Annotated in this window: 22 protein-coding genes and 1 tRNA gene; 8 read left to right on the top strand and 15 right to left on the bottom strand. The window is 39.6% G+C overall.

Annotated features, from left to right (window positions below; translation table 11 throughout):
* Positions 1 to 23: 23 nt before the first annotated feature.
* Genes OCV73_RS08440 through OCV73_RS08425 form a run of 4 tightly spaced genes read right to left on the bottom strand, consistent with a single transcriptional unit; the run spans position 24 to position 3,209 of the window.
* The gene (locus tag OCV73_RS08440) at positions 24 to 626 is read right to left on the bottom strand and encodes a hypothetical protein (protein WP_147551275.1); all 603 of its coding nucleotides are present in this window, start codon (positions 624 to 626) and stop codon (positions 24 to 26) included.
* Positions 623 to 1,186 (bottom strand): GDSL-type esterase/lipase family protein, encoded by a 564-nt coding sequence (locus OCV73_RS08435; RefSeq protein WP_147551273.1) that lies wholly within the window; start codon positions 1,184 to 1,186, stop codon positions 623 to 625. The genes OCV73_RS08440 and OCV73_RS08435 overlap by 4 nt, the downstream gene beginning before the upstream one ends.
* Positions 1,183 to 2,100: an SGNH/GDSL hydrolase family protein gene (locus OCV73_RS08430; RefSeq protein WP_147551271.1), complete on the bottom strand. Its 918-nt coding sequence runs from the start codon at positions 2,098 to 2,100 to the stop codon at positions 1,183 to 1,185. Before OCV73_RS08430 ends, OCV73_RS08435 begins: the two co-directional genes overlap by 4 nt.
* Before the next feature lie 11 nt (positions 2,101 to 2,111).
* Entirely contained in the window at positions 2,112 to 3,209 is a 1,098-nt protein-coding gene (locus OCV73_RS08425; RefSeq protein ID WP_262512927.1) for an MBOAT family O-acyltransferase, read from the bottom strand.
* Positions 3,210 to 4,535: 1,326 nt separating this feature from the next.
* Here OCV73_RS08425 and OCV73_RS08420 point away from each other — a divergent pair.
* Positions 4,536 to 4,658, top strand: coding sequence for a hypothetical protein (locus OCV73_RS08420; RefSeq protein ID WP_256435663.1), 123 nt, complete (start codon positions 4,536 to 4,538; stop codon positions 4,656 to 4,658).
* A gap of 55 nt (positions 4,659 to 4,713) precedes the next feature.
* Positions 4,714 to 4,944, top strand: a complete 231-nt coding sequence (locus OCV73_RS08415; protein WP_262512926.1) for a hypothetical protein — start codon at positions 4,714 to 4,716, stop codon at positions 4,942 to 4,944.
* 274 nt (positions 4,945 to 5,218) lie between these two features.
* Here OCV73_RS08415 and OCV73_RS08410 read toward each other — a convergent pair whose 3' ends face one another.
* Positions 5,219 to 5,395: a hypothetical protein gene (locus OCV73_RS08410; RefSeq protein ID WP_262512925.1), complete on the bottom strand. Its 177-nt coding sequence runs from the start codon at positions 5,393 to 5,395 to the stop codon at positions 5,219 to 5,221.
* A gap of 150 nt (positions 5,396 to 5,545) precedes the next feature.
* Positions 5,546 to 5,619: transfer RNA gene (locus OCV73_RS08405), tRNA-Ile, on the bottom strand.
* 196 nt (positions 5,620 to 5,815) lie between these two features.
* Between OCV73_RS08405 and OCV73_RS08400 the strand changes: the two genes are divergently transcribed.
* The gene (locus OCV73_RS08400; RefSeq protein WP_147551267.1) at positions 5,816 to 6,439 is read left to right on the top strand and encodes an HAD family hydrolase; all 624 of its coding nucleotides are present in this window, start codon (positions 5,816 to 5,818) and stop codon (positions 6,437 to 6,439) included.
* An 8-nt stretch (positions 6,440 to 6,447) separates the two neighbouring features.
* On the top strand, positions 6,448 to 7,386 hold the full coding sequence (locus OCV73_RS08395; protein ID WP_147551265.1) for a bifunctional riboflavin kinase/FAD synthetase: 939 nt from the start codon (positions 6,448 to 6,450) through the stop codon (positions 7,384 to 7,386).
* A 47-nt stretch (positions 7,387 to 7,433) separates the two neighbouring features.
* Here the strand turns inward: OCV73_RS08395 and OCV73_RS08390 are convergent, their stop codons facing one another.
* A complete protein-coding gene (locus OCV73_RS08390; RefSeq protein ID WP_147551263.1) occupies positions 7,434 to 7,832 on the bottom strand; it encodes an HIT family protein in 399 nt (132 codons plus the stop codon).
* Positions 7,833 to 8,099: 267 nt separating this feature from the next.
* On the opposite strand from OCV73_RS08390, the gene OCV73_RS08385 reads away from it, so the two are divergent.
* On the top strand, positions 8,100 to 8,999 hold the full coding sequence (locus OCV73_RS08385; protein WP_147551261.1) for a PfkB family carbohydrate kinase: 900 nt from the start codon (positions 8,100 to 8,102) through the stop codon (positions 8,997 to 8,999).
* A gap of 223 nt (positions 9,000 to 9,222) precedes the next feature.
* Here OCV73_RS08385 and greA read toward each other — a convergent pair whose 3' ends face one another.
* From greA to OCV73_RS08350, 7 genes are all read right to left on the bottom strand, one after another.
* Positions 9,223 to 9,693 (bottom strand): transcription elongation factor GreA, encoded by a 471-nt coding sequence (greA, locus tag OCV73_RS08380; protein WP_147551259.1) that lies wholly within the window; start codon positions 9,691 to 9,693, stop codon positions 9,223 to 9,225.
* 191 nt (positions 9,694 to 9,884) lie between these two features.
* Positions 9,885 to 11,042 (bottom strand): TlpA disulfide reductase family protein, encoded by a 1,158-nt coding sequence (locus OCV73_RS08375; RefSeq protein ID WP_147551257.1) that lies wholly within the window; start codon positions 11,040 to 11,042, stop codon positions 9,885 to 9,887.
* Between the two features lie 156 nt (positions 11,043 to 11,198).
* A complete protein-coding gene (gene porN / locus OCV73_RS08370) occupies positions 11,199 to 12,284 on the bottom strand; it encodes a type IX secretion system ring subunit PorN/GldN (protein WP_147551255.1) in 1,086 nt (361 codons plus the stop codon).
* A gap of 35 nt (positions 12,285 to 12,319) precedes the next feature.
* Positions 12,320 to 13,882, bottom strand: coding sequence for a type IX secretion system motor protein PorM/GldM (gene porM, locus OCV73_RS08365; protein ID WP_147551253.1), 1,563 nt, complete (start codon positions 13,880 to 13,882; stop codon positions 12,320 to 12,322).
* A gap of 6 nt (positions 13,883 to 13,888) precedes the next feature.
* The gene (porL, locus tag OCV73_RS08360; protein ID WP_147551251.1) at positions 13,889 to 14,869 is read right to left on the bottom strand and encodes a type IX secretion system motor protein PorL/GldL; all 981 of its coding nucleotides are present in this window, start codon (positions 14,867 to 14,869) and stop codon (positions 13,889 to 13,891) included.
* Positions 14,870 to 14,896: 27 nt separating this feature from the next.
* The gene (porK, locus tag OCV73_RS08355; RefSeq protein ID WP_147551249.1) at positions 14,897 to 16,309 is read right to left on the bottom strand and encodes a T9SS ring complex lipoprotein PorK/GldK; all 1,413 of its coding nucleotides are present in this window, start codon (positions 16,307 to 16,309) and stop codon (positions 14,897 to 14,899) included.
* Positions 16,310 to 16,312: 3 nt separating this feature from the next.
* A complete protein-coding gene (locus OCV73_RS08350) occupies positions 16,313 to 17,260 on the bottom strand; it encodes a PorP/SprF family type IX secretion system membrane protein (RefSeq protein ID WP_147551247.1) in 948 nt (315 codons plus the stop codon).
* A gap of 279 nt (positions 17,261 to 17,539) precedes the next feature.
* Between OCV73_RS08350 and ahcY the strand changes: the two genes are divergently transcribed.
* The 3 genes from ahcY to OCV73_RS08335 all read left to right on the top strand — a co-directional run bounded on the left by ahcY (position 17,540) and on the right by OCV73_RS08335 (position 22,215).
* On the top strand, positions 17,540 to 18,958 hold the full coding sequence (gene ahcY / locus OCV73_RS08345) for an adenosylhomocysteinase (protein WP_147551245.1): 1,419 nt from the start codon (positions 17,540 to 17,542) through the stop codon (positions 18,956 to 18,958).
* 65 nt (positions 18,959 to 19,023) lie between these two features.
* The gene (locus tag OCV73_RS08340; protein WP_147551243.1) at positions 19,024 to 21,474 is read left to right on the top strand and encodes a YfhO family protein; all 2,451 of its coding nucleotides are present in this window, start codon (positions 19,024 to 19,026) and stop codon (positions 21,472 to 21,474) included.
* An 18-nt stretch (positions 21,475 to 21,492) separates the two neighbouring features.
* A complete protein-coding gene (locus OCV73_RS08335; protein WP_147551240.1) occupies positions 21,493 to 22,215 on the top strand; it encodes an O-methyltransferase in 723 nt (240 codons plus the stop codon).
* Positions 22,216 to 22,218: 3 nt separating this feature from the next.
* On the opposite strand, the gene OCV73_RS08330 is transcribed toward OCV73_RS08335, so the two are convergent.
* The gene (locus OCV73_RS08330) at positions 22,219 to 22,659 is read right to left on the bottom strand and encodes a GNAT family N-acetyltransferase (protein WP_147551238.1); all 441 of its coding nucleotides are present in this window, start codon (positions 22,657 to 22,659) and stop codon (positions 22,219 to 22,221) included.
* Between the last annotated feature and the right edge of the window lie 57 nt (positions 22,660 to 22,716).

The raw sequence follows: 22,716 nt of genomic DNA, 5'->3' as shown, positions 1-22,716 counted from the left end.
CTCTTCTACCACTCAGAATACGTTTAAAAAGTATAACCAAAAGAAGTCAGGATACGTACAGCTTTATGATTCCCTTTTACAGGTACAGAAACAACCGGCTTTACATATAGGTGAGGAACTTTAAACAATAAACCGGCCCTTACGCGGTCTTCTGTTTGCCTGTACTCAGGTATGTTGGTATATTCTGCAACTACCGATATAGCTTTATAAACATTCCCTATAAGTCCCAGACTATAGCACGTATTATATTTTAAACCCGAATCATAATGGGGATTAAATACTCCTGTAACGGCAATTTTTTTCCAAGGTTCATAACCCACAGACAAAGATGCTCCCGCATTATAAAAAGAGCGGTTGTAGGTAACACCGAAATAAGGATCTAAACTCACATTAAAATTTTTAATTTGTCTGCCGTAGCCTACGGTTGCACGGATATATTGAAATCCCATTTTTTCGATAAAAACACTATGCTCTATTTTTGCCTTCCACTCGTTATCGAGAGTGTAAGAGAAAAAGACGAACTGATTTTCACGTAATCCCAAAGAAAATTCGTGTTTTTGAGCCTGTAATTGAACAGTGCAAGACGTAATTATAAGGCTGAAAATAATTATTTTTATTCTTTTCATTTGATATATTTTTTTACTTCACCGGCCAGTATCTGGTATCCGTGATCATTTAAATGTAATCCGTCATAAGAAAGGTCTTGATTAAGAGTTCCTCCTTTAACAAATAAATTATAAACATCGATATAGGTCATTCCATTTTGGTCTGCTTTATTTGCTAAACGAGCATTCACATGTTTTATCTTATCATTGATACCGGGCAAATCTCCCTTAAATCCCCTGGGCAGAAGAGATATCAAATAAACATGATCTGCAGGTACCGACATTAGGGTTTCCATGTACTTATCAATATATTCTTCACAATGGTTTTCATCCACATAGCCCAGATCATTAGTTCCTATCAAAATAACAACATCGGCACCCCGGCCATTTATATTTTCATGACGCAAATCATCTATCCCGCTGCCGGAGACACCATAATTAAGCACCTGCCTTCCCGGAAAATAATAAGTGACATCCCAACGGGCTATTAAGGAATCTCCTGCAAATATTATTTTTTTATCAGGTTCCTTTTCGCACGAAAGAAGCAACAAAAGAGAAAAGACGAACAATAACGGTTTCATTTTTTAATATATGGTTTTAATTCCTCAATAAACATAGAAGTCATTATCCTGGCGCCGTTCACATTCAGATGTTCATTATCGTGAAACAACTCCGGATGAGTTATGAACGGCTCACTCTGGTTATTATCAATGAGTGGAATATCATACTCTTTACATAATTTTTTCATACAAATAAACTCCTCCGAATTATTATTTGTTTTCATATATACGGGAGGAATAGCTACGATCAGCCCGATTCCGGCGTCCTTACACAATTCAGCAATATTCCGGAAATATTCGATTTTACTTTTTGAAACAGGTTTTATCTCTCCGGTCTCTGGAATGAATTTAGGATAAAAAGCAGGAACTTCTTTCCCCACAAACCCTTTATGTCCCAGTTCGTCGAAAGATTTTACATAATAAAGCATGATACGCCACCAGATTGTATTATACCTATATAAATTGGATTGCAGCAAATATTTCTCCCTTTTATTTTGAGATTCCAGAGCTTCATCAATTGATTTATAACCTCGGCGATAATAAGGATTTAACAGATTGATTCGCCCCATATCACTCTCCACTAACTCAAAATGACGTAATGCAAGAATAATATAACGTGGCGTATGATGATGTAAAATAGCTTCTGCCATGCAATAAAAGAATGGTATCTGCTGGGCATTACAACCTCCGTTAAAACAAGTAAGGCCAAGGCTGTCTTCAATCATTTGAGGAATATAACTATTAATCCCGACAGAAGAACCGAGAATAATAATATCTTCATTCGCTTTTTTCATCAGATATTCTATTTTCAGATAATCTCCGGGATACTCATGCTTTTTCGTATATAAATTTGAAAGATACCCAAGAAATAAATCTGCCGCAATAACCAATATAATAACCGATAAAACGACTCCAATAAATTTATATTTTTTCATATTTGTGATTTTTAAAATTGAAAATAAATAAATTGGCCGCCTGTATATACAGCTGTAAGCAAAATAAAACTAACCATCGCTGCCATTGAGACAGTACTTATTACGACATTCTCATTATGCATAAAATTTATTTTCAGATTCATTTCATCTTTAAGTTCTTTCATCATTAAAATTCCGATACATAATAACCCAAGAAGTTGATTCGGCAATCCGTCCCCGTTATATAAAGCGCCTGGTTCGGTAAATATCTTCTTTATTATAGCGAATGCAGAGGTTATATCATTAGCCCGAAAGAATATCCAGGCAAACATAACCAGACAAAAAGTTACGATTACATTCACAATTGTATGAATAACAGAAGGAGCCTTTACTTTGGGAAGATATTTATTTTTTAAGATACCTACGATTAGATAAATTCCATGCAAACTTCCCCAAGCAATAAAGGTCCAGTTGGCACCATGCCACAATCCGCTGACAAAGAAAGTTACAAACAGGTTCTTTAGGTGCTTAGTCGTTTTGCATCTGTTTCCTCCCAAAGGAATATATACATAATCCATAAACCAAGTGGACAAAGAAATATGCCACTTTCTCCAGAATTGTTTAATATTTATTGCAAAATATGGGCGGTTAAAGTTCTGCATCAGTTCAAAATTCATGCACTTAGCAGCTCCAATAGCAATCAGCGAATACCCTCCAAAGTCACAAAATATCTGGAATGTAAAGAAAAAAGTGGCTAATAACAAACTTGTTCCGTTATGTTGGTGATAGTTATTATAAACAGCGTCGACATAAGGAGACAATCTCTCTGCTATGCATAATTTCATAAAATAGCCCCAGATCATTAGCTTTAATCCTTCCAGAGCTTTTTCCTGATTAAATATATGTTTGCTATGAAACTGTGGCAACAGATTTTTTGCACGTTCGATAGGGCCGGCGACGAGCTGAGGAAAAAATGAAACAAATAAAGCATAAGTGAAAAAATTCTTTTCCGGCAAGATCGTTTTTCTATATACGTCAATAGTATATCCGATAGCCTGAAAAGTATAAAACGATATGCCTACAGGCAATAATATATTCATTTGAGGTATTTCCAACCTTATGCCCAGCATTTCAAAGCATGCATTTACCGACGATGTAAAAAAGTTTGCATACTTAAATAAAAACAATATGGATAAATTACTAATTAAACAGAATAACAAAATTGATTTCTTATATTCTTTCTTATCTGTTTTATCAATACCCAGGCTACATAACCATGTAATAATTGTAGAACAAAATATGAGTAAACCATAGATAGGTTTCCAGTTCAGATAAAAATAATAACTTGCTATAAGAAGAAAAGGATTACGTATTTTATTAGGTAATATCCAATAGGTTATGCAAACTATTGGAAAGAATAATAAAAAATCTAATGAATTAAAAAGCATTGTGATTATTTTTTATTGTAATATACTCACTACACAAATGTAACGTTATTTCCATTATATTATTATAAGATTATAAAATTCTGAATAAAAAATCAGAGATAAAGAAATACGATACACAAATATTTGATATAGATTTTAAATCAAAACAGGCAAAAAATAATTGTAAGCCTTTTCGTTCGGCCAAAGGTCTCTAAAAAATAGTAGTATTCTTGACTTCCGCTTTTTCCCGCCGGCCACACTCTTGTTCATTTCTTTACATGACTTCGGCTTCTTCTTCCATAATTATTAAAGCAGCAAGAATGAATGATACCGAATGAATTTAATGAAAATCAAACAGGAACATTGGAATAATCCGTAAAAACAGATATAAAGAAAATGAAATAAGTACTTTCCTTCTCACCTTTTTGGGGCAAAACTTTTTCACTCTCTCATACCTACGTTAGCCGGATTGCCGGAACTCAGACAGCTGATACTTAAAAACATTCCGATTAGCCGTATTGTATAAATCTGTTGAAAAGAAAACGGAAGTTACACCGCCTGCACAAACTTCCGGCCCTATCGAAATTCGAGATCTGCGACAAATTAAACGCCTCATAATTGGGACTGAACTCAACCGATAACGAAGTTTGCTTTCCGAAACCTTTATGTATAAAGAAGCTGGTAATATTAACTTCGGCTTACCGTGAGCTAATGTTCCGTGAACATATATTCTATGAAAACACAGTCGGCATAAAACATTACGGCAATAATTTACACATTGTATAAGGACCGACCACGTGTTTTATTTCGTCCAAGACCAGCCGTTATGAATACTAAAAATGCCCTCCTTTACGAAGAACCATCGTTACCGGCCGCCTGGTGGCGGAAGCTGGGCTAATGATTCGTCTCGTAATACCGGAAACTATCTGGCCCACGCTAATTATTAAAGAATAAACGCGTGAAAAGGGAATAAGGAAGGAAAAAATCACGTGTCTTTACTGGTATATAACATAATACCCGGAACGATCTATGAAAAAGTCCTTATCTAAATTACCCGACTATGCTAAAGCCGACCTGAAACAAATCGTAACGCTAATACGGGAATTCGTACCGCGTTGCAAAATGATGATCATCCTGTACGGAACTCTGTAAAAGGAATATTTATGGATCTGACGAACGGAACAAGTTCAGCATCCCGACATCCTTTATGAACGATTACGACATACTGGTAGTAACAATTAAAACGGACGTAAACGAAATAGGACATTTGCTCGACGTGTTAGACGACCAGTATTACAAACGTCACGGCAATCAGGTTCCCATACAATTTATCAACGAAGATATAGAAAAACTTAACTCTGATTTGCCGGAAGGACGGTCTTTCTATACCGACATCAAGAACGAGCGAATTATGTTATACGACAGTGGAAATTATTAACTCGAACAGGCATAGAAGTATTATGACAACATATTTAAATACGCTGGTGATTTTTTTTACCTGGTGCAAAATATTATTATGAATTAGGTAAATATAAAATGACATCTTTTCATCTACATCAAACTTGTGAAAATATATTTTATACTTTACGCCTGCTCGATACTTTAAACAATATAACCTGCCTAAACTATTAAGTGCTACTAATAAACATTCACCGGAACTAAAGAAGATATTCCCCTTGAAACACGTCGAAGAAAAACAGCTTTTCGAATTGCTACGCCTCGCCTATGTCGAAGCCCGGTAACCCGAAATTCGTGGTAACGAAGAAAGATATAGACACCCTATTGCCCAAAAAAGAACGCCTCCGGGAAATCACCGGACAAACCTGTAAAGCATAGATAAAATCGTATCTGGTAATAAAAAAATAGTTATAATACGAACTTATGCTCATAAAAAGGATAATAAAAGATTTTTTGAGAAAAACCTCTCTTGTTTCTCATTCATATATAACATAATCAAAAGATACGGATTGCTTCCTGTTTTCAAACAGTAATAAAAGAAAAAAGGCTTACAATGAATTGTAAGCCTTTCATTTTCAATGTGGTCCCACTTGGGCTTGAACCAAGGACCCCCTGATTATGAGTCAGATGCTCTAACCAACTGAGCTATAGGACCGTTTCAGAGTAACTCCGAAATCGTTTGCAAAAGTATATTTTTTTTTCAAACCACACAAATAAATCCGGCAAAATTTATTATCCATTACACCGATTTTAATAGTCTGTATATATAAAAAGGGATTTTCAAAAGAATAAGTCCATGAATACCGGAGAGTTTCATTACTTTTGTAGCCGAAATTAAACGATAAAATAAAATGGCTATTATTGACGGAGTAAAAAATCTGCTGTTCGACTTAGGCGGTGTATTAATGGATATCAAACGGGAAAACTGCGTGGCCGCATTTGAAGCCATAGGAGTTAAAACTGCAAACCAGATGTTGGGAGAATATTCACAAAAAGGTATATTCCTGCAATTAGAAGAAGGCAGCCTATCAGCATCCGAATTTCGTGACGCCGTTCGTCTCGAAGCGGGTTTACCACTGACTGACGGGCAAATAGACGATGCCTTGAACAAATTCCTGATAAGTATTCCCGAATATAAACTGGACATGTTGCTGAAGCTAAAGAAACGTTACCATATCGTTATGCTGAGCAATACCAACCCGATTATGTTTCACTCCAAAATAGATGAGTGTTTCCGTATACAGGGTCTTACCGTAGACGATTATTTCGATGAAAAATATCTTTCTTATAAAATGAAATGCATTAAACCCAATTCCGAAATTTTTGAGAAACTAATCGCACAATCGGGAATGAAGCCAGAAGAAACTCTTTTCTTCGATGATTCACAGAAAAATCTGGAAGCAGCGGCTAAATTCGGATTCAGAACATATCTGGTTCCTCCTTTCACCGATTTTTCTTCTGTATTTGAATTATAATCCGATTCATGAAGATCATTGATTCCATACAAAAAATTTCAGAGTCCTCTTCTGTTGCAGCCATTGGATTCTTTGACGGGGTACATCAGGGACACCGGGCATTAATCAATAGCGTCAGACAAGAAGCGGAAAGAGCTGGTAATACTTCGGCAATAGTAACATTCCGCACTCATCCAAGACAAGTATTAGACTCAGACTGCCGCTTTTCTTTATTAACTACGACCGATGAAAAACTGGAGTTATTGGAAAAAACCGGAATAGATTATGCCATAGTGCTAGACTTCACTCCTGAAATGTCATTGCTCTCGGCCCGGGAGTTTCTGCAACTCCTGAAAGAAAACTACAACATACAAGCATTATTCATAGGTTACGACCACCGTTTCGGTCATAACCGAAAAGAAGGTTTCGAGGATTATACAGCATATGGCAAAGAATTAGGAGTGCAAATATTTAAAGCCGAAGCATTTTCAATGGACAAAACAAATATAAGTTCATCGATCATCCGGCAACTCCTGGAAACCGGCAACATCAAGCAAGCCAACCGTTTCCTCTCATACCGCTATGCAATAACAGGTAATGTTATAGACGGTTTTAAACTGGGGAGAAAATTAGGATTCCCCACAGCCAATATTTCTTTATTAAATACCGAAAAACTTATTCCGGCACATGGAGTATATGCTGTAGAGACAGTCCTTCCCAATGGAGAAGTACGCGACGGCATGCTGAATATCGGTAACCGTCCTACCCTCGAAAGACAAGGAGATTACAGCATAGAATGCCATATTTTCGATTTCACGGGTGATTTGTACGGGAAAGACTTAACCGTCTGTTTCGTATCTTATCTGCGCCCTGAAAGAAAAATGAACAGCCTGGAAGAACTAAAGGCACAGCTTAAAGAAGACAAACAAAACGCAATACTGGCATTATCGCAAAAATCAATTTCATAAAAGATAAAGCGTTATGGTTTCCCATAACGCTTACAAAACTTTTTTAGTTATCTCCCGAAACGAGACGCAATAGAATTGGCAATATCCGACATCTCCTGGGAAGACAATGATAATTTTTCTTTAAAGAAATTCATATCCGACTCTTTATTGATAGGGACTAAATGGATATGTACATGAGGAACTTCCAACCCCATTACAGCCACTCCCACCCGTCTGCACGGTACAGCTTTTTCCAAAGCCCGGGCAACTTTGCGGGCAAAAAGAGTCAGTCCCGCAAGTACATCTTCTTCCAGATCAAATATATAATCTTCTTCATGTTTAGGAACTACGAGAGTATGACCTTTCGCAACCGGACTAATATCCAGAAAGGCAAAATAACGTTCATCCTCGGCTACTTTATAGCACGGAATTTCTCCGGCAATAATACGACTGAAAATAGAAGGCATAATTTTTATTATTAAAGTATTATACGTTAAGACAAATGTATAAAATCACCGGTAAAAAACATACAGAATGCTTCATTTTTTATATCGTTCCCAGGCTGAAAAAAATTGACACCCCGTAATAAAAAGGATTATCCCCCTCTGATAAAACGTATAAGGTTACAGATATTAAAACATAGTATTTCAAATAGATAATAATATATATTACTAAACAAAAGCGTACCTGTTACAATAGTTTTCGTAATTTCGCACTTCATTAATATGATCGGCATGAAAACTCATGATATCTGTTGTATAGGACATATCACTCTCGATAAAATCGTTACACCTAAAAATACGGTGCACATGCCGGGAGGAACGGCCTTTTATTTCTCCCAAGCTGTTAAACGTTTTCAGGATATCGACTATGCACTGGTGACATCCGTAGGAAAAAACGAAATGAACGTAGTAGAAGAAATGCACTCCGAATGTATGAATATCACGATTCTTCCGAGCAAATACTCGGTATGTTTTGAAAATATATATGGAGAGAACCAAGATAACCGAACCCAAAAGGTATTAGCGAAAGCCGATCCTTTCACCCCTGATAAATTACAATCCATTCATGCTCGTATTTATCATTTGGGGACATTACTTGCAGACGACTTTTCCCTGGACGTTATCAAATATTTATCCCGGAAAGGTTTAATATCTGTAGATTCTCAGGGATATCTCAGGGAAGTAAAAGATACCCATGTATATCCGGTCGACTGGAAAGATAAAAGAGAGGCTCTAAAATACATTCACTTTCTGAAAGTCAATGAACATGAGATGGAAATTCTCACCGGATATCAGGATATCGCCAAGGCTGCTATACGACTGGCAGAATGGGGAGTAAAAGAAGTTATTATAACTCTGGGCAGCATGGGATCGGTCATTTACGACAACCAGGGGTTCCATACGATTCCTGCTTATAGACCTAATAATATAGAAGATGCCACGGGATGCGGAGATACTTATATCACAGGTTATCTATACAGACGGGCAAAGAATACCGGAGCGGATGAAGCCGGCCGTTTCGCCGCCGCTATGGCTACTTTAAAAATTGAACATTCCGGTCCCTTTAACGGGACAAAAGAAGATATCTATCATTGCATGAAAACAAGAGCACAAAAATATCCTGTTCTATAAATACTATTCTCAACAACCAAGGGGGCGGTATACAAGCGAGTTAATATAGCCGGCGGTACAAGGCACAATTAGCTATATTATCTTACCGGCAACGGTTTTCTGAACAGTAAAGCTATAATACAAAAATACTCCCCCCGGCTTTAAAACTATAGGAAGCGGGGGGAGTAATGTAATTTGAAGCAAAATTGCCGTGCATCCTAGCGAGGATGCACGGCAATTTTACTTATATGGATATATCAACAACTTCGAACGTCATAATACCGGAGGGAACCTGTATCTCGACTACGTCGCCGACCTTCTTTCCCATAAGGCCTTTTGCAATAGGCGTACTGGCAGCGATCTTCCCCTCTTTCAGGTTGGCTTCGGACTCTGAAACGATAGTATATTGCATTACAGCATTATTTCTCGTATTCTTAATTTTTACTTTATTCAGTATTTGTATCGTATGAGTATTCAATTTACTCTCGTCTATAAAACGTGCATTTGCGATCAAGTCTTTCAGTTGTGATATTTTCATTTCCAACATACCTTGTGCCTCTTTAGCTGCATCGTATTCGGCATTTTCCGAAAGATCTCCTTTGTCCCTGGCCTCTGCGATAGCTCTTGAAATTTCGGGACGCTTTACATTTTCCATGAAAGCGATTTCATCCAGAATTTTTTTGTAACCGTCTTCGGTCATGTAACTAATTGCCATAATAATAATCTCCTATAGTTTTATGAATATTGTTTCTTTTTTATAAAACAAAAAAGAATCCCCGCCGAAAAGCCGGGACTCCTTTTTTGTGTTTTCAATACTGCAAAGATAATATCTTTTTTTAATCTTCCAAACAAAAATGGCAGAATTATCTCCTTAACATAATAAAAATCTTATTGTTAACCATTATACTACAAGTACTTCTCCAGCAAGGATTCCAATTCCCGGGGAGATGAAAGCCGTTTTACAAGCTCACCGTCACGATCCAGTAGATAAGAAGTAGGCAATTCTTTTACATTGTAAGTATTAGCTATGGAAGAGTATACACTGGCAGGGTCCCAGACACATATCCAAGGTAAATTATCGGCCGAAACTTTCCAGAAATTCTCTTCTGCGTCCAATGAAATCTGATAGATCTCGAATCCCCGGGAAGCATATTTACGATATAGTTCTGCCAGCCTGATGTTATAGGCCGGAGAATATTCTGTTTTATAAGCTGTAAAGTCAAGCAATACAACCTTTCCCTTACCGGCTATCGAAGATAACCTTCGTTCATGACCATATATATCATTCAGGGCAATATCTATAAAAGAAGCTGTCTCCACTTCCCGTATATTATCATTAACGTTTTGTCGGCTCTCTTTATTTTTCTTTATCGCCTGCAAACCGCTTATAGTAATATCATGTAACTGGCGCGTACGGGGAGCATCCGGATAAAAGCTATCGAAAGCTGTCGCTACGGCTGCGATTATCCGGCAGTCCGACGGGTCATATACATCAAAAACGACTTCATTATTTATCCTTTGGAAAATAATATAATAAGCGGCCGCGGCACGGGGATTCTCCAGAACAATATCAATCATCCGTTTTTTATAGGCATCAATATCAGCAAGTGCCAGGGCCCTCAAGGAATCTACATTTGCCTTATCCGATTTCATGGCTTCGGTAACTTCATTTATACGAGTCCGTAATTTCACGCTTTCCTGCGAAACGATGCGCATCTTCTCGCATTCGTCCGACCCCGTTACCTCATAATTAAAACCGAAATCTGGTAAACTGGTCTTTATGTTTATATTCTCCGTCGAATCTACCGCCAGGTGTATATAAGCATTATCCAGACGCAAGCGATAAAATTCGGGATACTGCGGTCTTTTTCCTTTAAAAGAAAAATTACCATCGGACTTTAAGATGACGGAATCGAGTATCGCCGGTTTTTCTGCCGCCAGATTCTCCAAATAAAGGACTTTTCCTTTTGCACCGGAAACAGTACCTCCTACGGTAAATGTATTGTGATTATTGCATGATATACAAGCCAGCACGAGACTTGCACAAAATATCCATTTTTTCATATTTTCTTGTTTTTCTTATTTCCGGTAAACAGAAACAAATTCTATACAAAGATATATTATTTCATTAGTTATGCGAATGTTTTTCTTAATTTCTCACATACAAGAACGAGGTCCTGCCGATAATCGGCAGGACCTCGTTCTTGTATAATATATCATTTATCTGCGTCGTCTTACCGAACGGGCCGGTGCTGAAGAAGACTCACGGGATTTAGATTGCTTTACTTTCGTAGAAGCGGATTTTTCACTCTGCTTTGCTCTGGTAGAACGAGTGGAACGTACATTCGAACTTTTTTTCTTTTCTTTATCACCTGCCGTAGCAAGCTGGGTAGAGTCCCTTCCGGCTGCTTCCTCTTTAGCTTTTGCAAGTTCTTCGGGAGTAGGTACCCACAGGCGCTTATCAAAATTACTGAGCTGAACTTCTATACTGTCCTGGGCTTTTTTCATAGCCTCTGCTTCGGGATACATTTGCATCAGAGACATGTTACGCAGATTCTGGGTCTTATATATATCCCCGTCAAACATCCGGAGCTGAAAATAATCATCGTAATTATATTGCTGAATATTATTCTCATTACTGGTAATAACATACTGCTGAGCCATATACGGACGCAAATCTTTATACTTTATCCAGAACATAGGATATTTCACCGCATTTTCTCCGAAATCTCCCGTCCGGTGAAGAACCGGGCAGATAGCCTCTATCTCGGAATAGAACGAAGATGTACGCCGATTGAATATCCACTTTTCCCGTATATAATAAGAAAGCACTTCGTTACAGGGAACATCACTCTCTTCTATAGTGAAGCGTGGATTCTTTTCGGTACTTCCTTTTTTCTCGGCATACAAGATATGGAAACGGTCGAACATGTCTTTAACTTTTATCTTATACTGATCGGTAAAAACTTCGCGACCGTCAAGATATTCATAAGCCGTAATCTGATTGTCCGATAGCAACCTCATAATGATACGAAACAGATTTTCTTGTCCTTCCGCCGGTTCCTCAGGGTAATATAAAGGCATATTCTTCTCGTTCGTCAAGTCAAGAGAACGATATATAATACGCAGCCATGGAGCATCCACAGATCCTTCCCCTTGCTCGTAAAGCGACTTAGCTCGTATGGACAGTGCCTGATCTTTTGCCACTTCCTTATCATTTTTCTTCTTTACCACCTGAGCCTGTAGGGCAGACAACGGCAAACAAAGCAAAAAAGTTGCCGCCAAAAGTCCTTTAAGTGTTTTCATATGCTCTGATATATTATTCATTTCTTTATCTGTTATTAATTTACCTTCACTTCTATAGCAGGAAGGTCGTTACGCTCTATACCATCTGGTCCGACGGCACGTACGCTCGTAATGAAAAAACGTTTTCCCCGTGACAACCTCCGGAACGCATCTTTCTGGCGTTGGGAAAAATTAGCTCCATCCGATACCTCGGGCAACGCATTACCCATCGAATCGAAAAAGACTGTTTCAAAACTCAGGACACGGAAATTTACATTTAATAAATCATCATCGATAGCCGCCTGAATACCCGGGGCGGACAATAACAGCGTCTTGGCAAACGGTCTTCCCCCTTTATATCGTTGTTCATAGCCCTTTGCATCTTTGTAAACAATGAACGGTGTAGGATCAGGTAATTTACGCACACGGAAATGAGTATTGGCTACTACCTGGGAACGTCCGTCCATATTCGCTGTAACTGTAATTACAGCTTCTTCTCCTACTTTATTGGGCTTGGCTATCCAGCCATTACCGTTGCGTACCAAAGAGCCGTTGCTCATGGAAGCCTGTATCGCCTGATTGGGTATTCCGGGAACCGAGATGCTGATGGGATTATCTATACCGGAGTACAGAACGTTCATCATGGTAGCCGAAACCGTAGCAGAAGGTTCCACAACCGTATAAGACGATTCGAAATCATGTCTCGTTATAGAGCCGTCCCCACGGGGAACTTCGAGATATCCTTTAAAATCGAAAACACCGGTACGTCCGCACACAACTTCATAAAGTCCGTTTTTATCAGCCGGAAGCTGAGTCCCATTGATATAAATATTGGGACGCTGCGTCGTATCTATCGCAGCCAGAACTATATTAGCCGTATATTTACCTCCTTGTATGACATTCTTAGAGTTCGGAATAACGAAAGCATTCAATTTATTCACACGCACATCACCGATATCCACATTATTCAGTAATGTATGCAAAGCCTCGCCTTCGGCATACCGCACATCATTCTGGATTTTGGATAACAATGTTATGGCTGCAACTACAGGCATATTTTCAAACATGGATTCTTCCCAGTTTTTCCCGGAATTTTTTCCTGCCGGTTTTGTAGAAAGATAATTCTCAATAGCTTGTTTTTTAACAGGATCGGTCATTATCCCCGAAACCAGCTCTCTATAACCGTCCAGCGAATGACGCAATTTCACTCCCTGTTTCTTGCTTGGCGACAACATAATGAAAGAAGATGCCTCGAGATCGTCCTGGCGTTGTATATTCTTTATATCTCCGTTCTTGCCATCAGCTTCTTTTACAATATCCCATTTCAGGCGTTCCACTAAATTATACAAGGAATCGGTCCGACTTTTCAATTCCAACGCCTTATTATACCATATACCTCCTTTTTCTGGATTTTTCTCGTTAAAATCGGCCAATTTCTGATATAGCGATGCATTTTGCTGAGTTACATTACTAGCAGAGCGCTGCAAACCGTCCTCCACCTGTCTGAACCCGTTGAGCACGTCGGACGACACATTGAGCGCCAACATAGCCGTGAGGACGATATACATAAGGTTTATCATCTTCTGACGGGGTGAAAGTCTTATATTATTTGCTGCCATACTTTATTATTCTTCCTTGGTAGATTCTTTTTCGGTTGCCGGCGCCGAAACCGGTTCGGCCGGCATCATAGGACGATACATATTGACCGTCATAGCAGTAATCATCTTCTCATATACCGAATTCAGCTGTTTCATATATTGAGTCATCTTTTCGGTCTCTTCACAATATCTCGAACTATCGGCCGTAGAATCTTCATACATACGGCTTATTTTCTTCAATCCGGCATTAATTCGGTCAATATTATCCAACTGGGAACTAATGCTCTTGAGTTGTATCTCATAAATCGTATTTAAGCCGCCAATATTTCGGTTGAGATCTTCCATCTGGGACACATATCCTTTCGAACTATCGGAAATACCTTCCGAATTATCGGTAATACTTTTGTAAGAATCCAACAATACGTTCGAAACCTGGGTAAGAGATTCCGTAGCTGTTTTGAATTTTTCCATCTGTTCGGCGATACCGGACAATTGTGAAAGATACTCCTGCGTTGCATTAGTAAGCTCGGCCATCCGGGAAAGCTGATCGGCGGCCGCCGACATTTTCTGAATACTGTCCGTAAGACTCTGCGTATCGTTTTCACTCAGATTCAATCCGTCGGGAATACCTACAGCTTTACGTGCTGCTTCGGGAGATACCGCCGGAGCCGAAATTCCATTTCCTCCGCCATTAATGACGACCGAACCGTTTCCCCCTGAAAAAGAGGGTCTTTCGTCCGGGTCTTTAGACTTCAACACCGGGAATACTTCCTCCCAGTGATATTCGTTCGCCGGCTTATCGAAAGCGGTAAGTACGAACATAAGAACTTCTGTACCCATACCTAAACAAAGCAGTTCGCTACCGCCCGGAAGGTGAAGGATTTTGAAAAGGGCACCTAAAATAACGATAGCGGCACCGATACTATATGCAAAGTTGAAAAATCTTTGTCCTTTTTCGCTGGAAAGAAATTTTTCCACACGATTTTTATATTTCCTGTATTTTCCCATTTTCAGGTTATATTTATTCTTTCTGCATTATTTTTTACCTCTGGCGAAACCAATCTGCGTACGTACGCAACGGAAGCCTATATATGAACGCTGCTCATTCTGATATTCCCACATACGTATATCGGAACGAATAAAATTGGAAACATCTTTCCAGGAACCGCCTCTTACGATCTTCCGTTTCATAAGATACGGGTCTTCCTTCGCTGCGTTATATGTATATTCGGGATTCATATCACTGGTTACCCGTGTATTAGCTTCGGTATATGCGGTCGAAGTCCACTCCGACACGTTACCTGCCATATCATATAAACCGAATTCATTGGGAGAATATGAGCCTACTCTCGACGTAATCAGGTTACCGTCTTTCACATAGTCCCCTTTATCGGGTTTAAAGTTAGCATAAAAACAACCCTTCTCGGCCATAGGCTGATCTCCGCTCCAAGGAAACTGATTTTCGTTCTTCCCTGCCCGTGCGGCATATTCCCACTCTGCTTCCGTAGGCAAACGATAGGGTTCTACATATACGCCTTTTGCCAAAGCCGAACGCAAATAATCGGTACGCCAGGCACAAAAAGCATTGGCTTGTTCCCAGGAAATACCCACAACCGGATATTCATTATAACCGGGATGAGAGAAATAGAGCCGTACATAGGGTTCATTGTATGCATTGTCAAAATCGTTAATCCAAACAGTCGTATCAGGATAGATATTCACAATATATGTATTCAGGAAATCATACTCGCTTTGCAATGCCCTGCTTACCGTTTCACGTACGATACGCCCGTCTTCATCAATAAAAGCGGTATCTTTCGATATCATAACCAAAGCATCGTAATCCGGTTCTATATCGGTATTAAGTTCACGTCTGGTCACATCCAGACGATTCTTTCTTTTAGATGCCTCCACCTGGTTGAAAACCTCATATCTATAATTCATTTGAGTAGCGTCCAACTGTTTCTGGCCGGTTATAGGGTTAATGCGGTAAACACTCTCTATAGCCCGGGCCTCATCTTCGGTAGGATTACGCCAAGGTATAGCCTTACTCCAGTTTAAATGAGGTTTAATAGGATTTCCATCTTTATCCTCTTCGATCTTATATACTTCATTTCCTCCGTAAGCCGGATCGGCAAGACGTTCACGAATAATGGAATCCCGGACCCAAAATACGAACTGTTTATATTTCGAATTGGTAATTTCCGTTTCGTCCATCCAAAAAGCATCCACGGAAATGCCCCGGGGATCTTGCGACTGTCCCCAAAGACTATCCTTTTTGGCCGGTCCCATTTCGAATGAGCCTCTTTTTACAAGAACCATACCATACGGCGTAGGTTCGCCCCATGCAGAGCCGCCCACCCCTGTAACCTCTCCGCCATTACGGGCTGAAGGAGCACATGCCACAAACATGAATGCAAGGACTAAATACAAAAATATTTTTTTCATAAGCTATAGTATGCGAATACTTTTATGTTTGTTTTTATTTTTATCCGAAAAATCCAACTTCAGGCTATATCCTAAAAAAACCTCATGGCTACCGCTACTTGCTTTTACAATAGCCGAAACAGGATAATCATAAGCATAACCTGCAATAAAATTCCTATATTCCGCACCAATCATGATTACCATCGCATCTTTCCACCGGTACGAAAGACCTCCCCAAAACAATTTGTTATACTTAAGGCGGGCGGTTATTTCCACCTGGGTAATATTCAAATTGGTCTTTACCAAAACAGAGGGCTGCAACTCATATAACGGGTTTTTAAATGGAATATTGCCCCCTCCGAGAAAATAATAAGAACGTCCTATATAAGTTTCATATTTCTCTTCGAATGTTACCGTAGGCTCGTTCAGATGATTGGCCGACAAACCGGCATAAAAATATTTATGATTGTAAAAAACCCCGAATCCCATATCGAACACCATCTTTTGCATTTCGGTCGTAGGGATGGCATCATCATTGGAATTATGATAATCATCGGAAGGAATGGAAACTTTCGTACCATCAAACTTCTGATCAAACATACCTAACTGAATTCCCAGACTCAGAGTTCCAGTCCACAATTTCAGTTTATAAGCATATTGGGCCCCGATAACCATATTTGAAAAAAGACCTTCCGTCTCTTTCGAGAAAATAAGCCCTACACCATGATTCTGGTTTAAAAAACGCAAGGGCATATCGGCACATACCATAAACGTCTTCGGAGCATCGGGCATACCTATCCATTGCTGCCGTGTCGTCGCCAATAAATTCAACTTATCGGTACGGCCTGCACTAGCAGCATTGTAGAATGTCGGGAGAGCCCAATACTGGCTATATTGCGCATCTACCTGAGCTACGGCACGTACCGTGACAAGCAAAAAAATCCCTGTAAGTATTATTTTGGCTTTACGCATATAAACTTTCTAATCGGTTCCTAAGGCATTCAAACAAAGTGCCGTTGTTTTATAATAACTCAAAACAAGCGTGTAAATTGTCTTTCCTTCTTAAAAAACGGCTAAAATTACAAAAGATATAGAACCAGCCCAAAAGTTTTGACCGGTAATTTAATATCTCTGAATATTAGCATACGAATTTCGATAGATGACAAGACTAATAATATTTTTTCCTCATATACTAAATATATTTACCTACAATTTTCGTATGTTTGCACATCTATAATAATAATACCGATCATGACAACAGAACTATTCTCTACGTTGCCTTATCAGGTAGCGGATATCCATTTAGCAGATTTCGGCCGCAAAGAGCTCGACCTGGCTGAAAAGGAAATGCCCGGATTGATGGCTTTACGTGAAAAATACGGCAAAGAACAACCTTTGAAAGGTGCACGCATTATGGGCTCCCTCCATATGACCATTCAAACAGCCGTTCTTATCGAAACCCTGGTAGCTTTAGGCGCCGAAGTACGATGGGCGAGTTGTAATATTTACTCCACACAAGACCATGCAGCAGCAGCGATAGCAGCCGCCGGAGTGCCCGTTTTCGCTTGGAAAGGCGAGACCCTCTCCGATTACTGGTGGTGTACATTACAGGCTCTTCGTTTCGAAGGAGGCAAAGGTCCTAATGTGATAGTAGACGACGGAGGAGATGCTACGCTTATGATACATTTGGGATACGATGCCGAACAAAACGCATCGGTGCTGGAAACACCCTCCGGAACGGAAGATGAAACCGAACTAAAAAATATTCTGAAAGAAGTTTTGAAAAAGGATAATTCCCTTTGGTCGCGCATGATTCCCGGGATCAAAGGCGTATCGGAAGAAACGACGACCGGAGTACATCGTCTTTATCAGATGATGGAAGAAGGAAAATTACTATTTCCTGCATTCAACGTAAATGACTCGGTAACCAAGTCTAAATTTGATAATCTTTACGGTTGTCGTGAATCACTCGCAGATGGTATAAAACGTGCCACGGATGTCATGATCGCCGGAAAAGTAGCCGTAGTATGCGGCTACGGAGACGTAGGAAAAGGATGTGCTCATTCCCTTCGTTCGTACGGAGCTCGCGTATTAGTGACAGAAATCGACCCTATTTGCGCTTTACAAGCGGCGATGGAAGGTTTTGAAGTAACGACCGTCGAAGACGCACTCAGCGAAGGAGATATTTATGTAACTTGTACAGGGAATTGTGATATCATTCGGATAGAACACCTGGAAAAAATGAAAAGCGGAGCTATCGTATGTAACATAGGCCACTTCGACAATGAGATACAGGTAGAAAAGATGAAACAATATCCGGGTATTCGTCACCGCAATATAAAACCACAGGTAGATGAATATTTCTTCCCACAGGGCCATAATATTCTGTTACTGGCCGACGGACGTTTGGTAAACTTAGGTTGTGCGACCGGGCATCCGTCTTTTGTCATGAGTAACTCTTTTACCAATCAGACACTGGCACAAATAGAACTCTTCACAAACAATTACGAAGTAGGAGTTTATCGACTGCCCAAAAAACTGGATGAAGAAGTCGCCCGTTTACATCTGGGAAAAATAGGTGTGAAACTCACAAAATTAAGCGACAAACAGGCTGCTTATATCGGAGTAGAAAAAGAAGGTCCGTACAAACCGGAACATTACCGTTATTAATTCGTTTTAACATCATAAAGGATACGGGAAAAATACCCGTATCTCTTTTTGTAAATACAAAAGCCATGAGGAAGTTTGATTTCAAAAAGGCATTGCCTTACATTGCATCCATTCTCTTTTTTGCCGTCCTTTCATATGTTTATTTTCTTCCTGACATTATGGAAGGAAAAGTATTGTTCCAGCATGATACCCAACAGGGTATCGCCGTAGGGCAGGAAGGCAGGGTTTTCGAACAGGAAACAGGAGAAACAACGTGGTGGACCAATTCTCTGTTTTCAGGGATGCCCAGTTTTCAGATATCTCCCCGCTATAGCAATAATGATGTAATAAACGTCATAGGGCAAGCTTATCATTTATGGCTTCCTTCCCCAGTTTCTTTGTTATTCATAATGATGACGGGGTTCTTCATTCTTCTGTTGGCTTTGAAAGTCCGGTGGCCTCTCGCAGTATTAGGTGCTATTGCATACACTTTTTCTTCCTACTTCTTTATACTTATCGAAGCCGGTCACCTATGGAAATTCATCACGCTGGCCTACATTCCCCCGACGATAGCCGGCATAATTCTGGCTTATAGAGGAAAATATCTGCAAGGTTGTGCTCTGACAGCTTTATTCGCGACTTTGCAAATAACATCCAACCACATGCAGATGACCTATTACTTTCTATTTGTGATCCTGGCTATCGTTATTACTTTTTTTATTGACAGTTACCGAAAGAAACAACTCGGGAATTTCTTAAAAGCAACCGGAGTATTGGTCATAGCAGGTATAATAGCTATCGCAGCCAATCTTCCCAGCTTATACAATACGTACCAGTACAGCAAAGAGACCATGAGGGGCGGTCATTCGGAACTCACATCACCTGACAACAACAACCAAACCGTATCGAACGGTGGCTTGGAAAAAGAATATATTACTCAATGGAGCTATGGAATCGGAGAAACATGGTCATTACTTATACCCAATGTCAAGGGTGGAGCTTCCGGTGCTTTAGCGCAGAACAAAACGGCCCGTAAAGCCGCCTCTCCTCAAATGCAACCCATATTGAACCAAGTAAATAGTTACTGGGGAAACCAACCTTTCACATCGGGTCCTGTATATGTCGGTGCATTCATAATGATGCTGTTCGTACTAGGATGCTTTATTGTAAAATCATCTTTTAAATGGGCTCTACTGGCTGCAACCATATTGTCCGTCCTACTTTCATGGGGACATAATTTCATGTTGCTTTCCGACCTGTTTATCGATTACGTACCTATGTATAATAAATTCAGGGCAGTTTCAAGCATACTGGTAATAGCAGAATTCTGTATTCCGGTATTGGCAATATTAACTTTGAAAGAAATTATTGAGAATCCAGGTATTCTTAAAGCACAACGTAAAGCGTTTTACATGAGTCTGGGTATTACCGGAGGGGCCTGCTTGCTATTCGCTCTTTTTCCGTCTTTATTTTTTTCGTTTCTGAGCAACGGAGAATCACAAATGATAAGCCAGACACCTGAATACCGGGATATTTTCGCCCAGGTGGAAACTATACGGGAAGCTGTATTCAGAGCCGATGCATGGCGCAGCTTACTCGTCATTGCGTTAGGTACGCTGGGATTATGGCTATACTCGGCAAAAAAAATAAAAACGACCGCTTTCATAATATTAACCGGCCTTATTATTCTCGGAGATATGTATATGGTGAACAAACGTTATCTGAACAGCGAGGATTTTGTTTCCAAAACAAAATTATCCAATCCGTTTCCCATGTCTCCTGCCGATCAAATGATTCTTCAAGATAAAGATCCGAATTACCGCGTGTTAAATTTATCGACTAATACTTTTAACGATGCGGCCACATCTTATTACCATAAATCAGTGGGCGGCTACCATGCGGCTAAACTACGCCGGTATCAGGACCTGATAGACCGGCAATTGTCAAAACAAAACATGGCTGTAATCAACATGTTGAATACCCGATATGTCATTGTACCTACCGAAGACCGTAAATCGGTTACCGCCATGCTCAACCCGGATGCTCTGGGGAATGCCTGGCTTGTTTCGGATATAAAATGGGTAGATAGTCCCGATGCTGAAATGAACGCTCTGGATAATTTCAATCCACGCATTACAGCCGTTATCGACAAACGGTTCAAAGAACTCGTTAAAACACCTCTCGCTATACCAGCGGCAGGAGACACCATTTATGAAACATCTTACAAACCGAACGCACTCCGCTATAAGGTAAAAACATCTCAGGACGCTTTTGCGGTGTTCTCAGAAATATACTTCCCTTGGGGATGGAATGCCACCATTGACGGGAAAGAGGTGAAAGAAGCCCGGGTTAACTATGTACTGAGAGGCCTTTCCATACCAGCCGGAGAACATGAGATTGTATTTAGGTTTGACCCGAAATCCCTACACATCACCACAAATATCGCGTATGCAGCCCTCGTGTTGCTCCTTATTTTAGGAATAGCCGCTGTATTATGGCCATTAAAACAAAATAAAAAAAGTTCCACAGATAATTAAAACGAAGCACGGTTCAAAATGGCAAAACGCATTTTTAAACCATGTATAAAAGGTATAAGAAAGATACGCCATAGCAAAGGTTATGGCGTACACTCTCCTTTTGCCTTTAATTTAATTACTAAGGTCATCGAAGAGGACTTCATGTACTATGCTTATGGGGACATAGAACAAATCAGAAGGAATTTTCTGCGGGGGAATCTCAGCCGCAAAGACCTCAATCTGCGAAAAAATATATCTTTTCGTAAAGCATCTCTACTTTTCAGATTGGTAAATTACTTCAAGCCATCTTCTATTCTAGAAATAGGAACGGCGTGGGGCATATCTACCTTATATCTGAAAAAAGCCCATACGATTTCAGATCTGACTGTAATAGAACCAGATCATTATATAGCAAAAACAGCTCTTGATATAATCAAGAAAAGCGGTGAAAAAATTTTCCTTCAGGAAGGAGATCCATGGATGGAAAAACTATCTTCTCAAATGAAAAAAAATCCTGATTTTATAGTACTCCACCAGTTTAAATCGGGCATATATCCTTTATTACTGGAATTATTTGTTCAAAATATTCAGGAAAACTCGGTATTAGTTATAGAAGGTATCTATTCGAATAAAAAAATCAAAAGTTTCTGGGAGGCTCTCAAAACTACAGACAAAGTAAGAGTTACCATGGACTTATATGATTACGGAATTATTTTCTGTAATGTCAAGCTAAACAAACAGGATTACGTAGTAGCCTTTTAAATGTCATTCTTCATATCTCAAATGTAAAATAGGAAAAGGTTTTCCCTCTCCGTCGACACTATCCCGGGAAATGACTGTAAAACCCATTTTTTCATAAAACCCGCAAGCCTGTAGATTCTGCTCATTTACATCTACCTCCATTATATTCTTTTCCAATAATGCATACCGTACCATCTTCTTCCCCAGCCCTTTTCCCCTGCTTTCAGGAAGAACAAACAACATCTCTATCTTATTATCCGACAAGCCCATAAAAGCCTGTACTTGTCCGCTGTATTGAATCGCATATAATCTGACCTGCGAAAAATATTCCGGTATCCGAAGTTTATAGTATGCAATATCGGCCTCACTCAAAAAATCGTGTGTCGCACGTACCGATCTCTCCCAAACATAAAGTATTTCATCGTATGTTTCCTCTCCTATCTGCTCAATACCATGCTTATCCATTGTCATATCTTTTAAAAAGTAAAAACCGCCGGAAGTAATTTGTTAAATTATTTCCGG

Origin of the sequence: Barnesiella propionica, from assembly GCF_025567045.1 — a bacterium.
Lineage (GTDB): Bacteria > Bacteroidota > Bacteroidia > Bacteroidales > Barnesiellaceae > Barnesiella_B > Barnesiella_B propionica.
The sequence above is the reverse complement of the archived record's forward strand: the minus strand, read 5'-3'. Positions and strand labels throughout refer to the sequence as shown.

What these genes read in the sequence shown, in the direction of transcription:
- OCV73_RS08335 (WP_147551240.1), top strand. Translation starts at nt 21,493, where the DNA reads ATGGCAAAACGCATTTTTAAACCATGTATAAAAGGTATAAGAAAGATA.
- porL (WP_147551251.1), bottom strand. Translation starts at nt 14,869, where the DNA reads ATGGGAAAATACAGGAAATATAAAAATCGTGTGGAAAAATTTCTTTCC.
- OCV73_RS08350 (WP_147551247.1), bottom strand. Translation starts at nt 17,260, where the DNA reads ATGCGTAAAGCCAAAATAATACTTACAGGGATTTTTTTGCTTGTCACG.
- OCV73_RS08410 (WP_262512925.1), bottom strand. Translation starts at nt 5,395, where the DNA reads ATGAGCATAAGTTCGTATTATAACTATTTTTTTATTACCAGATACGAT.
- OCV73_RS08430 (WP_147551271.1), bottom strand. Translation starts at nt 2,100, where the DNA reads ATGAAAAAATATAAATTTATTGGAGTCGTTTTATCGGTTATTATATTG.
- OCV73_RS08375 (WP_147551257.1), bottom strand. Translation starts at nt 11,042, where the DNA reads ATGAAAAAATGGATATTTTGTGCAAGTCTCGTGCTGGCTTGTATATCA.
- OCV73_RS08435 (WP_147551273.1), bottom strand. Translation starts at nt 1,186, where the DNA reads ATGAAACCGTTATTGTTCGTCTTTTCTCTTTTGTTGCTTCTTTCGTGC.
- OCV73_RS08390 (WP_147551263.1), bottom strand. Translation starts at nt 7,832, where the DNA reads ATGCCTTCTATTTTCAGTCGTATTATTGCCGGAGAAATTCCGTGCTAT.
- porK (WP_147551249.1), bottom strand. Translation starts at nt 16,309, where the DNA reads ATGAAAAAAATATTTTTGTATTTAGTCCTTGCATTCATGTTTGTGGCA.
- OCV73_RS08395 (WP_147551265.1), top strand. Translation starts at nt 6,448, where the DNA reads ATGAAGATCATTGATTCCATACAAAAAATTTCAGAGTCCTCTTCTGTT.
- OCV73_RS08440 (WP_147551275.1), bottom strand. Translation starts at nt 626, where the DNA reads ATGAAAAGAATAAAAATAATTATTTTCAGCCTTATAATTACGTCTTGC.
- greA (WP_147551259.1), bottom strand. Translation starts at nt 9,693, where the DNA reads ATGGCAATTAGTTACATGACCGAAGACGGTTACAAAAAAATTCTGGAT.
- OCV73_RS08340 (WP_147551243.1), top strand. Translation starts at nt 19,024, where the DNA reads ATGAGGAAGTTTGATTTCAAAAAGGCATTGCCTTACATTGCATCCATT.
- OCV73_RS08330 (WP_147551238.1), bottom strand. Translation starts at nt 22,659, where the DNA reads ATGGATAAGCATGGTATTGAGCAGATAGGAGAGGAAACATACGATGAA.
- ahcY (WP_147551245.1), top strand. Translation starts at nt 17,540, where the DNA reads ATGACAACAGAACTATTCTCTACGTTGCCTTATCAGGTAGCGGATATC.
- OCV73_RS08400 (WP_147551267.1), top strand. Translation starts at nt 5,816, where the DNA reads ATGGCTATTATTGACGGAGTAAAAAATCTGCTGTTCGACTTAGGCGGT.
- porN (WP_147551255.1), bottom strand. Translation starts at nt 12,284, where the DNA reads ATGAAAACACTTAAAGGACTTTTGGCGGCAACTTTTTTGCTTTGTTTG.
- OCV73_RS08420 (WP_256435663.1), top strand. Translation starts at nt 4,536, where the DNA reads ATGAAAAAGTCCTTATCTAAATTACCCGACTATGCTAAAGCCGACCTG.
- OCV73_RS08415 (WP_262512926.1), top strand. Translation starts at nt 4,714, where the DNA reads ATGAACGATTACGACATACTGGTAGTAACAATTAAAACGGACGTAAAC.
- porM (WP_147551253.1), bottom strand. Translation starts at nt 13,882, where the DNA reads ATGGCAGCAAATAATATAAGACTTTCACCCCGTCAGAAGATGATAAAC.
- OCV73_RS08425 (WP_262512927.1), bottom strand. Translation starts at nt 3,209, where the DNA reads ATGCTGGGCATAAGGTTGGAAATACCTCAAATGAATATATTATTGCCT.
- OCV73_RS08385 (WP_147551261.1), top strand. Translation starts at nt 8,100, where the DNA reads ATGAAAACTCATGATATCTGTTGTATAGGACATATCACTCTCGATAAA.